The 13108-nt window shown below is 73.0% G+C and carries 9 protein-coding genes and 1 tRNA gene; 4 read left to right on the top strand and 6 right to left on the bottom strand.

The genetic code is table 11. The annotated features are described in order from the left end of the window. Window positions 1–92: 92 nt before the first annotated feature. Together parC and ACA089_RS07275 are read right to left on the bottom strand one after the other, a co-directional pair. On the bottom strand, window positions 93–2339 hold the full coding sequence (gene parC, locus ACA089_RS07280) for a DNA topoisomerase IV subunit A (protein WP_372015092.1): 2247 nt from the start codon (window positions 2337–2339) through the stop codon (window positions 93–95). A 150-nt stretch (window positions 2340–2489) separates the two neighbouring features. Further along, a tRNA-Leu gene (locus ACA089_RS07275) sits at window positions 2490–2574 on the bottom strand. Between the two features lie 105 nt (window positions 2575–2679). Between ACA089_RS07275 and rnr the strand changes: the two genes are divergently transcribed. The 4 genes from rnr (at window position 2680) to ACA089_RS07255 (ending at window position 10256) form a co-directional block, all read left to right on the top strand. Next, window positions 2680–5142, top strand: coding sequence for a ribonuclease R (rnr, locus tag ACA089_RS07270; protein WP_372015089.1), 2463 nt, complete (start codon window positions 2680–2682; stop codon window positions 5140–5142). A 6-nt stretch (window positions 5143–5148) separates the two neighbouring features. Further along, the gene (locus ACA089_RS07265; protein ID WP_372015088.1) at window positions 5149–5628 is read left to right on the top strand and encodes a GFA family protein; all 480 of its coding nucleotides are present in this window, start codon (window positions 5149–5151) and stop codon (window positions 5626–5628) included. Between the two features lie 807 nt (window positions 5629–6435). Continuing rightward, window positions 6436–7182: a 23S rRNA (guanosine(2251)-2'-O)-methyltransferase RlmB gene (rlmB, locus tag ACA089_RS07260; protein ID WP_372015086.1), complete on the top strand. Its 747-nt coding sequence runs from the start codon at window positions 6436–6438 to the stop codon at window positions 7180–7182. A gap of 41 nt (window positions 7183–7223) precedes the next feature. Next, a complete protein-coding gene (locus ACA089_RS07255) occupies window positions 7224–10256 on the top strand; it encodes a diguanylate cyclase (protein ID WP_372015084.1) in 3033 nt (1010 codons plus the stop codon). Between the two features lie 10 nt (window positions 10257–10266). Here ACA089_RS07255 and rnt read toward each other — a convergent pair whose 3' ends face one another. From rnt to ACA089_RS07235, 4 genes are all read right to left on the bottom strand, one after another. Next, window positions 10267–10932 (bottom strand): ribonuclease T, encoded by a 666-nt coding sequence (rnt, locus tag ACA089_RS07250; protein WP_372015081.1) that lies wholly within the window; start codon window positions 10930–10932, stop codon window positions 10267–10269. Between the two features lie 43 nt (window positions 10933–10975). Continuing rightward, window positions 10976–11719, bottom strand: a complete 744-nt coding sequence (locus ACA089_RS07245) for an HvfC family RiPP maturation protein (protein ID WP_372015078.1) — start codon at window positions 11717–11719, stop codon at window positions 10976–10978. Then, complete coding sequence (locus ACA089_RS07240) at window positions 11712–12578, bottom strand: HvfB family MNIO-type RiPP peptide maturase (protein ID WP_372015076.1); 867 nt, start codon at window positions 12576–12578, stop codon at window positions 11712–11714. The genes ACA089_RS07245 and ACA089_RS07240 overlap by 8 nt, the downstream gene beginning before the upstream one ends. Before the next feature lie 78 nt (window positions 12579–12656). Next, on the bottom strand, window positions 12657–13058 hold the full coding sequence (locus ACA089_RS07235; protein WP_372015073.1) for an HvfA family oxazolone/thioamide-modified RiPP metallophore: 402 nt from the start codon (window positions 13056–13058) through the stop codon (window positions 12657–12659). Window positions 13059–13108 lie beyond the last annotated feature (50 nt).

Below are 13108 nucleotides of genomic sequence, written 5' to 3'. Positions count from 1 at the left end.
CGACCGGTTCGCCGCCGCGGCCCGGAACTGCCGCGCGCGTGCACGCAGGCGTGCGGCCGCGTCGATCGCGCCGCCCGCCGGGCATGGTGCTGTTATTCGACCGCCAGTCCGTCGACCTTCTGCCAGCCACGCGGCAGCAGGCCGCCACGCGTGGCACGCGCGCCCAGGTACTCGTCCAGTTCCTTGAACGACAGCGTCATCGTCCGCTGGCCGCTGAGCACCTGCAGCTTCTGCCCCGGCGCGAGCGCGGCCACGGCCACGACGCGCTCGGTGCCGAGCTTGGCCTTGGGGATGTCGATCAGCTTGTTGCCCTTGCCCTTGTCCAGCTCGGGCAGCTCGCTCGCCGGGATCGCGAGCAGGTGGCCGGCGCTGGTGACCGCCACGATCCGGTCGCTCGCCACATTGGCGACCGCGGCCGGCTGCAGCACGCGCGCGTTCGGGGTCAGGTTGAGCATGGCCTTGCCGGCCTTGTTGCGGCCGGTGAGGTTCTCGAAGCGGGTGACGAAGCCGTAGCCGTGCGAGGAGGCGAGGACGAAGCGCGCATCGTTGTCGCCGCTGGCCAGCGCCTGGAACGACGCGCCTGCGGCCGGCGAGAAGCGTCCGGTCAGCGGCTCGCCGTTGCCGCGCGCCGACGGCAGGGTGTGGACCGCGGTCGAATAGCTGCGCCCGGTCGAATCGAGGAACGCCACCTGCTGGGTGCTGCGGCTTCGCACCGCGCCCAGCAGGCCGTCGCCTTCGCGGTAGGACAGGCCGGCGGCATCGACGTCGTGGCCCTTGGCCGCGCGGATCCAGCCCTTCTCCGACAGCACCACGGTCATCGGCTCGCTCGGGACCAGTTCGGTCTCGTCGATCGCCTGGGCGGCGCCGCGCTGGACCAGCGGCGAGCGGCGTTCGTCGCCGAACTTCTTCGCGTCGGCCAGCAGCTCGTCCTTGACCAGCTTCTTCAGCTTGGTCCTGCTGCCGAGGATGGCGACGATGCGCTCGAGTTCCGTCGCCAGCTCGTCCTGCTCGCCGCGGATCTTCATCTCCTCCAGGCGCGCCAGCTGCCTCAGCCGGGTTTCGAGGATGTATTCGGCCTGGTCCTCGGACAGGCCGAAGCGCGCGATCAGCGCGGCCTTGGGCTCGTCCTCGGTGCGGATGATGCGGATCACCTCGTCCAGGTTGAGGAAGGCGACCAGCAGGCCCTCGAGCAGGTGCAGGCGGCGCTCGACCTTCTCCTGGCGGTGCTTCAGGCGCCGCGCCACCGTGTCGGTGCGGAAGGCCAGCCACTCGTCGAGCAGGGTCTTGAGGTTCTTGACCTGCGGCTTGCCGTCCAGGCCGATGACGTTGAGGTTGACCCGGTAGCTGCGCTCCAGGTCGGTGGTGGCGAACAGGTGGCCCATCAGCTGCTCGGCGTCGACCCGGTTGGAGCGCGGTACCAGCACCACCCGCACCGGGTTGGCGTGGTCGGACTCGTCGCGGATGTCCTCCAGCCACGGCAGCTTCTTGGCGCGCATCTGCGCGGCGATCTGCTCGATCACCTTGGACGGGGAGACCTGGTAGGGCAGGGCGGTGACCACGAAGTTGCCGGTCGCTTCCCTGGTCCAGGTCGCGCGGGCGCGCACGCTGCCGTTGCCGGTCTCGTACATCGTGCGCAGGTCGGCCGCACCGGTGATGATCTCGGCGGTGGTCGGGTAGTCGGGGCCGCGCACGTGCTCGCACAGGTCGGCGACGGTGGCGTCCGGATCGTCCAGCAGGCGCACGCAGGCGCTGACCACCTCGTTGAGGTTGTGCGGCGGGACGTCGGTGGCCATGCCCACGGCAATGCCGGTGGTGCCGTTGAGCAGCAGGTGCGGCAGCCGCGCCGGCATCCAGCTCGGCTCCTCCAGGGTGCCGTCGAAGTTGGGCACCCAATCGACCGTGCCCTGGCCCAGTTCGCCCAGCAGGACCTCGGCGATCGGGGTCAGCTTGGACTCGGTGTAGCGCATCGCCGCGAACGACTTCGGGTCGTCGGTGGAGCCGAAGTTGCCCTGGCCCTCGATCAGCGGATAGCGGTAGGAGAACGGCTGGGCCATCAGCACCAGCGCCTCGTAGCAGGCGCTGTCGCCATGCGGGTGGTACTTGCCGATCACGTCGCCGACGGTGCGCGCGGACTTCTTCGGCTTGGACGCGGCGTTGAGCCCCAGCTCGCTCATCGAATAGACGATGCGGCGCTGCACCGGCTTGAGCCCGTCGCCGACGAAGGGCAGGGCGCGGTCCAGGACCACGTACATCGAATAGTCCAGGTAGGCGCGTTCTGCGTATTCGCGCAGCGGGATCTGTTCGAAGCCGTGGAAGGTCGGGCGGATGGTTTCGGTCATGGGGCGCGGAGGCAGCCTGATGGTGCGGAGGACTGCGATTCTACCCGCGCGGCCCGCGCCGACCCGCGCGCCGCGGCGGCGTTTTCCAGGCCCGGAAAACAAAAAACCCCGCCGGAGCGGGGATCTTCGTCGGCCTTGCGGCCTTCGTCATGGTGCCCAGGAGAGGACTCGAACCTCCACGGTTTTACCCGCTAGTACCTGAAACTAGTGCGTCTACCAATTCCGCCACCTGGGCAGGTGAGGCCGCGCATTTTGGGGGGTGTCCGAAATCTTGTCAACGCCCCGTTGCGCCCGTTCGCCTGCACGCGGCCGTGAACGGGCCGGGGTGTACGATCCGCGCATGAAAAACTCAGGCAATCGCGGCGGGAAGGCCGCGGGCGGCGCAGGCCGCAAGGGCTCCGGCGACAAGGCGGGGCAGGGCACGACACGGACGGAGAAGAGCGGCGGCAAGCGCCAGGCGGCGCCGAAGCGGCCACCCTGGATGCCGGAACCGCCGCCGCCGCCCGCCGGCGGTCGCGGATCCCGGCCGCCGGCGCGCGCTCCGCGCCCGGCCGCCGCGCCGCGCGGCGCATTCCATGATCCCCATGCCGCGCGCGAGGCCGACCGCTACGCCAATCCGATCGCCAGCCGCGAGGCGATCCTGGCCACGCTGGAAGAGGCCGGCGGTCCCCGCACCGCCGAGGAACTGGCGCAGGCCCTCGGCCTGACCGCCGAGGACCGCTTCGACGCGCTGGGCAAGCGGCTGGGCGCGATGGTCCGCGACGGCCAGCTGGTGCAGAACCGCCGCGGCGGCTTCGCGCCGGTCGAGCACACCAACCTGATCTCCGGCACGGTGATCGCCAATCCCAACGGCTTCGGCTTCCTGCGCCCGGATGCGGGTGGCGGGGACGACCTGTTCCTGCCGCCCTACGAGATGCGCAAGGCCATGCACGGCGACCGCGTGCTGGCCAACGTCACCGGCATCGACCGCAGCGGCCGGCGCGAGGGCAGCATCGCCCGCGTGCTCGAGCGCGGGGTCACGCGCCTGATCGGCCGCTTCGGCACCGAGGCCGGGATCAGCTTCGTCGTGCCCGACGACAAGCGCATCCAGCGCAACGTGCAGGTGCCGCCGGACGGCACCGGCGGCGCGCGCGAAGGGCAGCTCGTGGTCTGCGAACTGGTCCAGGCGCCGGATGCGCGGCGTCCGCCGATCGGCAAGGTGATCGCCGTGCTCGGCGACAGCCTGACCCCGTCGCTGGTGGTCGAGGCCGCGATCCACGGCCACGACCTGCCGCACGAATTCCCGGCCGCGGTGCTCGACGAGGCGACCGCGGTACCGCTGACGGTCGAGCCGTCGATGGTCGGCGACCGCGTCGACCTGCGCGCCACCCCGCTGGTGACCATCGACGGCGAGGACGCCAAGGACTTCGACGACGCGGTCTACTGCGAGGTCAACAAGGCCGGCTTCCGCCTGGTCGTGGCCATCGCCGACGTGTCGCACTACGTGCGGCCCGGCACGCCGCTGGACGACGAGGCGCAGAAGCGCGCCACCTCGGTGTACTTCCCCGGCTTCGTCGTGCCGATGCTGCCGGAGACGCTGTCCAACGGCATCTGCTCGCTGAACCCGAAGGTCGACCGGATGTGCTTCGTCTGCGACATGCAGGTCGACCACGACGGCCAGGTCACGCGCTCGAAGTTCTACGAGGCGGTGATGAACTCGCACGCGCGACTGACCTACACCCAGGTGTGGAAGGCGGTGGGCGAGGACGACGCCGACGCCCGCGCCGAGATCGCGCCGGTGCTGCCGCACGTCGAGCGCCTGCACCAGCTCTACCAGGTGCTGGCCAAGGCGCGCGAGAAGCGCGGCGCGATCGAATTCGAGACCTCCGAGGTCCGCTTCGTCCTGGACAACCGCGGCGAGGTCACCCAGGCCGGGATGCTGGTGCGCAACGACGCGCACAAGCTGATCGAGGAATGCATGATCGCCGCCAACGTCGAGGCGGCGCGCTACCTGCTGAAGTCGCACGTGCCGGCGCCGTACCGGATCCACGAGAAGCCGCCGGAGGGCAAGTACGCCGACCTGCTCGAGTTCCTCAAGGAGTTCAAGCTGAGCCTGCCGGCGTGGGCCAAGGTCCAGCCGGGCGACTACACCCGCCTGCTGAAGAAGGTGCGCGAGCGGCCCGACGCGGCGCTGCTGGAGTCGGTGCTGCTGCGCAGCCAGAGCCTGGCGGTGTACTCGCCGGACAACGCCGGCCACTTCGGCCTGGCGCTGGAGGCGTACGCGCACTTCACCTCGCCGATCCGCCGCTACCCCGACCTGCTGGTGCACCGCGCGATCAAGCACGCGCTGTCCAGGCAGAAGCCCGAGGCGTTCACCTACTCGCCGCGCGACATGGCCGCGCTGGCGCTGCAGTGCTCCGAGCGCGAGCGCCGCGCCGACGAGGCCGAGCGCGAGGTCGACGAGCGCTACCGCGCCGCGTGGATGGAGCAGCACGTCGGCGGCCAGTTCGACGGCGTGATCAGCGGCGTGACCAGCTTCGGCCTGTTCGTCGAGCTGGACCAGTCCAAGGTCAACGGCCTGGTCCACGTCACCCAGCTGCCGCACGACTACTACCACTTCGATCCGGTGCGGAAGACACTGTCGGGCGAACGCCGCGGGCTGCAGTTCCGGCTCGGCGACCGGGTCCGGATCATCGTGCTCAAGGCCAGCCTGGAGGAGCGCAAGATCGACTTCCGCCTGGTCGAGGACAAGGAGCGCGACACCGGCCTGCCGCCGCTGCCGCCGCGCGGGCAGCCGGCGAAGCGGACCAAGCAGAAGTACTGAGTCGCCATGGCCAGCGGACCGGCGGTGCATACGGGAGGGTGCCAGTGCGGGGCGGTGCGCTTCCGCGCCACCGGCACGCTCGATGACGTGTCGATCTGCCACTGCCGGATGTGCCAGAAGGCCTTCGGCGCCTACTACGCGCCCCTGGTCACCGTGCCGGACGGGCACCTGGAGTGGATCCGCGGCGCGCCGCGCCACTTCCAGTCCTCCAACCTGGTCCGTCGGGGCTTCTGCGAAGCGTGCGGCACGCCGCTGACCTACGAATCGCCCAACGGCGTGTCGGTCGCGGCCGGCGCGTTCGACGACCCGTCCACCCTGGTCCCGGTGATCCAGTACGGCATCGAGGGCCGGCTGCCCTACGTCGACGGCCTGTCCGCGCTGCCGGCGCGGACCACCGTGGACAGCGAATCGTCCGAGTTCCTGGCGCGGATCGTCTCCTTCCAGCACCCGGACCACGACACCCCCGACGCGCCGCCCCCCGCCTGACCGGGCGGGCGCCGGTCGCCGGTCGCCCCCCCGAGGCCGCCGCCCCCGTGCGCAAGCGCCGGAGCCCTGCGCGCAAGCCTGGGAGCCTTGCGCGCAAGCGTCCAGGCCTTGCGCGCGAGGCGAAAAGCCCCGACGCCGATGCTCCGGAGCCCCGAGCGCGAGGCGAAAAGCCCCGACGCCGATGCCCCGGAGCCCCACGCGCGAGGCGAAAAGCCCCGGCGCCGATGCCCCGGAGCCCCGCCCGCGAGGCAGAAAGCCCCGACGCCGATGCCCCGCAGCCCCGCCCGCGCGGCAGAAAGCCCCGGCGTCGATGCCCCCGAGCCCCGCCCGCGAGGCGAAAAGTCCCGACGCCGATGCCCCGGAGCCCCGTCCGCGAGGCAAAAAGCCCCGACGCCGATGCCCCGGAGCCCCGCCCGCGAGGCGAAAAGCCCCGACGCCGATGCTCCGGAGCCCCGCCCGCGAGTCAGGAAGCCCCGGCGCCGATGCCCGGAAGCTCCGCCTGCGCGCCAGGACGCCCCTGCAGCCAGTCATGGAAGCTTGGCCGGCGGCCTGGGCCTGGCGCGTAGCCCGCACATCTCCTTCGCCGCCGGAGTGCGGCAGCCGCGCGACCGGTGTCCCGGGTCTGGCGGGCCCCTCGGGTCCTGCCGATGCGGGGCCGCGCGTGCCGGCCATCCGTACGGTTCGCCGCGCTCCGCCGCACGCGCGGCGCGCGGCCGCGTGGCCCTGCGTGGCACGCCGTCATGCGCGCCACCCGACGTCCACGGCGACCGATGCGATAATGGCCGCTTCCCCTCCGCGGCACCGTGCATGAGCAGCAAGCAGACCCAGTGGATCGTCGGCGTCAACGCGGTGGCCTCGGCCGTCGAGAACGACGCCGAGCACGTGCGCGAGGTGCTGGTGGAGTCCGGCGCGCGCAACCCGCGCCTGGTCGAGATCGAGGAACAGGCGCGCCGGCGCGGCATCGAGGTGCGCAAGGTCGCCACCCAGGCGCTGGACGGCATCGGCGGCAGCGTCCGCCACCAGGGCGTGGCCGCGCGCTACGCCGCGGCCCGGACCTGGGACGAGCACGAGCTGGCCGGCCTGGTCGAAGCCGCCGGAGGCAAGGCGCTGGTGCTGGTGCTGGACGGCGTGCAGGACCCGCACAACCTCGGCGCCTGCCTGCGCAGCGCCGCCGCCGCCGGCGCCACCGCGGTGGTGATCCCCAAGGACAAGTCGGCGCCGGTGAACGCCACGGTGCGCAAGACCTCGGCCGGCGCGGCCGACCGGCTGCCGGTGGTGTCGGTGACCAACCTGTCGCGCACCCTGCGCGAGCTGCAGAAGCTGGGCGTGTGGATCTACGGCCTGGCCGGCGAGGCCGGGCCGTCGCTGTATTCGCTGGACCTGAAGGGCAATGTCGCGCTGGTGCTGGGCGGCGAGGCCGAGGGCCTGCGCCGGCTCACCCGCGAACACTGCGACGGGCTGGTGCGCATCCCGATGCCGGGCGACATCGAGAGCCTGAACGTCTCGGTGGCCGCGGGCGTGTGCCTGTTCGAGGCGGTGCGCCAGCGGGCCTGAGGCCGCGCCGGCGCGACGGGCACGCAACAGGGGGCGGGGTGATGTCGAACGTGGAGGCGCAGTCGCGGTCGCGGACGGCGCTGCGGTCATGGAGGAGGGCGGGCCGGCGGATCGCAGGCGCGCTGCTGCTGTCGCTGGCCGGCCTGGCCGGCCTGGCCGGCGCGGTCCCGGCCGGCGGGCAGGGCGTGCATGCGCCGCCGCTGCGCGACTACGCCATCGATGCGTGGACCACCCGCAACGGGCTGCCGCACAACTCGCTGCGCGACATCGCGCAGACCCGCGAAGGCTACCTGTGGCTGGCCACCTGGGAAGGCGTGGTCCGCTACAACGGCGTGGCCTTCACCGTGTTCGACCGCGGCAGCGAGCCCGGCCTGCGCGACAACGGCATCGGCGCGCTGTACACCGATCCGCGCGGACGCCTGTGGCTGAGCGACTCGCGCGGCAACCTCGGCTGGCTGGACCCCGGTGGCCGGTGGACGTTCGCCGGGCGCACCCCGCAATGGCCGCAGGCGCTGGTCCACGACATGGCGATGGATGCACGGGGCCGGCTGTGGCTGCTGTTCGAGGGCCACGGCCTGGGCTGCATGCACCCGGACGGCCGCTTCGAATACCTCCCGCCGCCCGAGGGGATCCCGCTGCGCGCCAGCTTCCCGCACATGGCCGTCGACGCGGCCGGTCGGATCTGGGTGGGCACGATGGAAGGCCTGCTGATGCGCGACCCGCAGGGCCGCTGGCGCCGCTTCGGCGGCGAGGCCGGGCTTCCGCCGGGCCTGGTCTGGCCGTATCGCGCCCCCGACGGGACGGTCTGGCTGGCCGCGGACGGCCGCCTGTTCCGGGTCGAGGGCGAGCGGGTCGTGGCGGCGCACGCGCTGCCCGGGGCCGGCCACATCACCACCATGCTCGTCGACCGGCATGGCGCGCTGTGGGTCGGCACCGAGAACCGTGGCGTGGCCCGGATCGGGCCCCGCGGCACCGAATGGCTGGCCCCCGGCGACGTGCTGCCGCGCGGCCGCATCGCCAGCCTGCTGGAAGACGCCGAGGGCAGCATCTGGATCGGTGCCAACGGTGGCCTGTTCCGCCTGCGCGAAACGCTGTTCACCGGTTACACCCGGCGCGACGGCCTGGCCAGCGACTACGTCCGCGCCGTGTTCGAGGACCGCGACGGCGTGCTCTGGGCCGGCGACGGCGGCGGCCTGGACCGGCAGGGCGAAGACGGGCGGTTCCATCCGGTGGCGCTGCCCGGCGGCGGCGACGAGGCGCCCTCCGTGCTCAGCATCGACCAGGGCGTGGACGGCGACCTGTGGGTGGGGACCTTCGCCGATGGCGTGTACCGGCTGCGCGATGGCGTGCTGCAGCGTCGCTACGGGCCGGCCGAAGGGCTGCCCAGCGGGCACGTCCGCGCGATCGCGGCGGCCGGCGACGGAGCGGTGTGGGTCGGCAGCCGGCGCGGCGTGGTCCGCATCGACGACGCCGGGGTGCACGCGCCGGAGGTGCCCGGCCTGCCGCAGGGCCTGGTCACCGCGCTGGCCAGCATCGGCGGCGACCTGTGGATCGGCTCGGTCGAGGGCGCCAGCGTCCTGCGCGGCGACCGCGTCGAACGGATCGACCTGGATTCACCGGGGGGCGGGGCCCGGTCGGTCTTCGGCTTCCGCGCGCTCGGCGACGCGGTGTGGATTTCGACCGACCGCGGCCTCTACCGCCACCGCGGGGGTGCGGTGTCGCGGGTGGGCCTGGAGCAGGGCCTGCCGGTCGATGCGGTGTTCCAGCTCGTGCCCGACCGCCATGGCGATGCCTGGATCAGCAGCAACCGCGGCGTGGTGCGGGTGCCGGTCGCGGAACTGGAGGCGGTGGCCGATGGCCGCATGCCGCGCCTGGTCCAGGTCCGCCGCCACGACGAGATCGACGGCATGCCCAGCGCGCAGGGCAACGGCAGTTCCTCGCCGCCGGCGATCCTGCGCCGCGACGGGACGGTCTGGCTGGCCACGGCCGGCGGCGTCGCCGCCGCGGATCCGGCGCGGCTGCAGCGCTATGTCGACCGGGCACCGCCACCGGCGGTGATCGAGTCGGTCCATCGCGACGGCCAGCCGATCGACTGGGCGGCCACCGGGTCGCTGGCCGGCGGCGGGCGGATCACCGTCGCCTACGCCGGCCTGAGCTACCTGCTGCCCGAGCGCATCCGCTACCGCACGCGCCTGCTGGGGCTGGACGCGGCGTGGGTGGAACGCGGCACCCAGCGCAACGTCGAGTTCATCGGCCTGCCGCCGGGCGAATACACGCTGGAGGTGGCCGCGGCCCATCCCGACGGTGCGTGGGGGGCGCCGGCGCGCTGGAGCTTCGGCGTGCGCCCGCTGTGGTGGCAGCGCCTGGACGTGCGGATCGCGGCGGCCCTGGTCGCGCTGCTCGGGCTGTTCGCCTTCTACCGCTGGCGCACGCGCCGGTACCACGCCCGCCAGCGCCGGCTGGAACGCCTGGTGCGCGAGCGCACCGCCGACCTGCAGGCCCACGCCGAGCGGCTGGTGGCGATCGACCGCGAGCGCGCGCAGCTGCTCGAGCGGTTGCGCGAGCAGGCCGAGGCGTACGGCCGGCAGGCGCGCGAGGACGCGCTCACCGGGCTGCCCAACCGCCGCCATTTCGACGAGGTGCTGGCGCGCGACGTCGCCCTGGCGCGCCGCGGCGGCCACCCGCTGTGCCTGGCGCTGCTGGACATCGACCACTTCAAGCGGATCAACGACACCTGGTCGCACGGCGTGGGCGATGCCGTCCTGCGCGAGGCGGCCGAGCTGCTCGCATCGCAATGCCGCGCGTCCGACCTGCTCGCGCGCCTGGGCGGCGAGGAGTTCGCGCTGCTGTTGCCGGGCACGCTGCTGGAAGAGGCGCAGCTGGTGTGCGAGCGGATGCACGCGCATTTCCGCGACCACCGCGGCTGGGCGGCCATCGACGACCTGCAGGTGACCTTCAGCGGCGGCGTGGTGGCCTGGCGGCCCGGCGACACGCCCGAGTCGCTGCTCGAGCGCGCCGACGCGGCCCTCTACCGGGCCAAGGACGGCGGACGCGACCGCCTGGAAACGGGCTGAGCGCCCCCGCTCAGCCGGGCAGCGGCGAGGGCCAGGCGTTGGCGATGCGGCAGAACAGCTTCGCCGTCTGCTCGGCGTCGTACACGGCCGAGTGCGCGTCCTCGGCGTTCCAGTCGAAGCCGGCGGCGTTCATCGCCCGGGCCAGCACCGTCTGGCCGTAGGCGATCCCGGCCAGGGTCACGGTGTCGAACACGCTGAAGGGATGGAACGGGTTGCGCTTGTGGCCGCTGCGCGCGACCGCGGCGTTGACGAAGTTGAGGTCGAAGTGGGCGTTGTGGCCGACCAGGATCGCGCGCTGGCAGCCATGCCGGCGCACCGCCGCGCGCACCTGGTTGAACACGTGGCCGAGTGCGTCGCGCTCGGGCTTGGCCAGGCGGAACGGATGGTCCAGGTCGATGCCGGTGATCTCCAGCGACTTGGGGTCGATCTCGGTGCCGGGCGCGGGGATGAAATGCGCGCTGGCGGTCTGCCCCGGCACGAACAGGCCCTGCGCGTCGAGCTCGATCGGCACCGCGGCCATCTCCAGCAGCGCGTGCCGGTTCCAGTCGAAGCCGCCGGTCTCCACGTCCACGACCACCGGCAGGAACCCGCGGAAACGGCGCGCCATCGCGCCGGGCGGGGCCGCCGGCAATTCGGCTTCGGACGGGATTTCCAGTTCGCTCTCGCTCATGCGCACAGGTTAGCAGAGCGGGTGTGGCGCCCCCTCCACGGCGCGCTGCCTATGCCGGCTGCACGCCCAGCAGGGTGCCTTCCCCGCGCATGCGCCCGAGCATCGCCGCGCCTTCGGCCAGGAACGCCGGATCGGCGGCCACGCCCGCCTCGGCCGCCAGCGCCCGCAGGCGCGCACCGCCGCTGGCGCCGCCCTCGCCGAGGCCCTCCAGCAGCCGGTACACCAGCGGCGAGATCGCGGCGAAGCGCGCCGCGCCGGCGGCATCGCGCCGCACCAGCAGCAGGGTCGGCGCCTCTGGCGCGGCGTCGGGGCGGTGGTCGGGCCCGATGGTGTGCACCGGCCAGCGGTAGGCCAGCGCACGGATCCAGGGCGAGACCACCGGGATGCCGTCGAGCAGGTCGCCCGCCGGGTCGTGCGCCGGCAGCGGGCTGTCGTCGATCTGCACCGCAAGTTCGATCCACTCGTAGTGGGCCAGTTCGGCCAGCCACGGCGGGTCGCCGTCGTCGGGCCGCGCTTCCAGGAAGCGGATGAACTCGCGCGCCAGCTCCGGGAACAGCGGGGTCTGGCAGCGGTGGCCGGCATAGAACCGGCGCACCAGCGCGATCCACGCCACCTCGCCGAGGGTGCGGCGGATCACCGGGAAATTGCCGGCCAGCAGCCCGGCGATGTTGTTGAAGAACAGGTCGCGGTAGACGGCCATGCGCCGCGGCTCGATGCCCCCGGGCGCGGGGTGCGCGGCCGGGTCGCGCAGGTGCGCGGCGAAGGCGGCCTGCTGCGCGTGGAGGTCACTCATGCGCGCGGCCCGTGGCGGCCACGGGGCCGGTGGCCTGCGCCTGCAGCTCGCGGATCCGCGCCACCTCGCCGAGCAGCTCGGCCAGCGGCGGCAGGTTGAAATCGCGCTCGAGCAGGGTGGGGCGCACGCCGTGCAGGCGGTAGGCGTCGGCGAGCAGCGCCCAGACGTCGCCCTTCACCGGCGCGCCGTGGGTGTCGACCTTCAGGTCCGCGGCCTCGTCGTAATGGCCGGCGACATGGTAGGAGGCGATGCGCCGGGTCGGCATCCGCGCGAGGAAGGCCGCCGGGTCGTAGCCGTGGTTGATCGCGTTCACGTAGACGTTGTTGACGTCCAGCAGGAGGTCGCAGTCCGCCTCCTCGACCACCGCCGCGACGAACTCGGCTTCCGCCATCGGCGCCGTTCCCGCCAGCGGCGGGTGCGCGGCGTAGTAGGAGACGTTCTCCACCGCGATCCGCCGCCCGAGCACGTCCTGCACCCGGCGGATGCGCGCGGCGACGTGGCGCACCGCTTCGGCGGTGAACGGGATCGGCATCAGGTCGTACAGGTGGCCGTCGTCGGTGCAGCTGCTCAGGTGCTCGCTGTACAGGGCCACGCGGTGGCGGTCGAGGAAGCGCCGGGTGCGCGCCAGGAACACCTCGTCCAGCGGCCGCGTCCCGCCCAGCGACAGCGACAGGCCGTGGCAGCTGAGGGGGTGGCGGGCCGCGAGCTCGTCCAGCGCCTCGCCGAACCGGCCACCGACGCCGATCCAGTTGTCCGGGGCGCATTCGAGGAAATCGAAGGCACCCCCGGGTGCGGCGCGCAGCTCGTCGAGCATCGCGCGCCGCAGGCCGAGGCCGGCGCTGGCGGGAGGCAGGGTCATGGAGAGGGGACGGGGGCTAGCGGGAGCCGATCCCGCACGCCCGCGCCGATGGCGCGGGCGCCCCCGCCGGGCTCGCCGTCAGGCCATCCCGCCGCACTTGCCTTCACCGCACTTGCCCTCGCCGCACTTGCCTTCGCCGGCCTTCTTGCCGCCTTCGGCATCCTTGGCGGCGTGGTGCGCCTTGCGCTCGGCCTCGTCGAGGAAGCCGTCCTGGTTGGCGTCGATCTTGCCGAACTGGTCGGCCTTGTCGGGATGCGCGGCGACGAATTCGGCCTGCGACACCCGGCCGTCCTTGTCCGCGTCGACCTTCTCGATGCCGCACTTGCCTTCGCCGCACTTGCCTTCCCCGGCCTTGGCGGACTCGCCGGCGGCGAGCATGTAGCCCTGGGCCAGCGGCTGCATGGCGAAGGCGGCGCCGGCCAGGCCCAGTCCGGCGAGGGCGGTGCCGAGCGCGATGGCGACGGGTTTCTGCTTGGACATGACGGATGCTCCGGGATAGGGGAGGCGCGGATAGCGGCGCGCCGGCCGCC

Origin of the sequence: Pseudoxanthomonas fibrivorans (assembly GCF_041464125.1) — a bacterium.
Lineage (GTDB): Bacteria > Pseudomonadota > Gammaproteobacteria > Xanthomonadales > Xanthomonadaceae > Pseudoxanthomonas.
The sequence above is the reverse complement of the archived record's forward strand: the minus strand, read 5'-3'. Positions and strand labels throughout refer to the sequence as shown.

Excerpts from the sequence above, each read along its gene's own strand:
- rnr (WP_372015089.1), top strand. The coding sequence starts at position 2,680 with ATGAAAAACTCAGGCAATCGCGGCGGGAAGGCCGCGGGCGGCGCAGGC.
- ACA089_RS07235 (WP_372015073.1), bottom strand. The coding sequence starts at position 13,058 with ATGTCCAAGCAGAAACCCGTCGCCATCGCGCTCGGCACCGCCCTCGCC.
- ACA089_RS07240 (WP_372015076.1), bottom strand. The coding sequence starts at position 12,578 with ATGACCCTGCCTCCCGCCAGCGCCGGCCTCGGCCTGCGGCGCGCGATG.
- ACA089_RS07245 (WP_372015078.1), bottom strand. The coding sequence starts at position 11,719 with ATGAGTGACCTCCACGCGCAGCAGGCCGCCTTCGCCGCGCACCTGCGC.
- ACA089_RS07265 (WP_372015088.1), top strand. The coding sequence starts at position 5,149 with ATGGCCAGCGGACCGGCGGTGCATACGGGAGGGTGCCAGTGCGGGGCG.
- parC (WP_372015092.1), bottom strand. The coding sequence starts at position 2,339 with ATGACCGAAACCATCCGCCCGACCTTCCACGGCTTCGAACAGATCCCG.
- ACA089_RS07255 (WP_372015084.1), top strand. The coding sequence starts at position 7,224 with ATGTCGAACGTGGAGGCGCAGTCGCGGTCGCGGACGGCGCTGCGGTCA.
- rlmB (WP_372015086.1), top strand. The coding sequence starts at position 6,436 with ATGAGCAGCAAGCAGACCCAGTGGATCGTCGGCGTCAACGCGGTGGCC.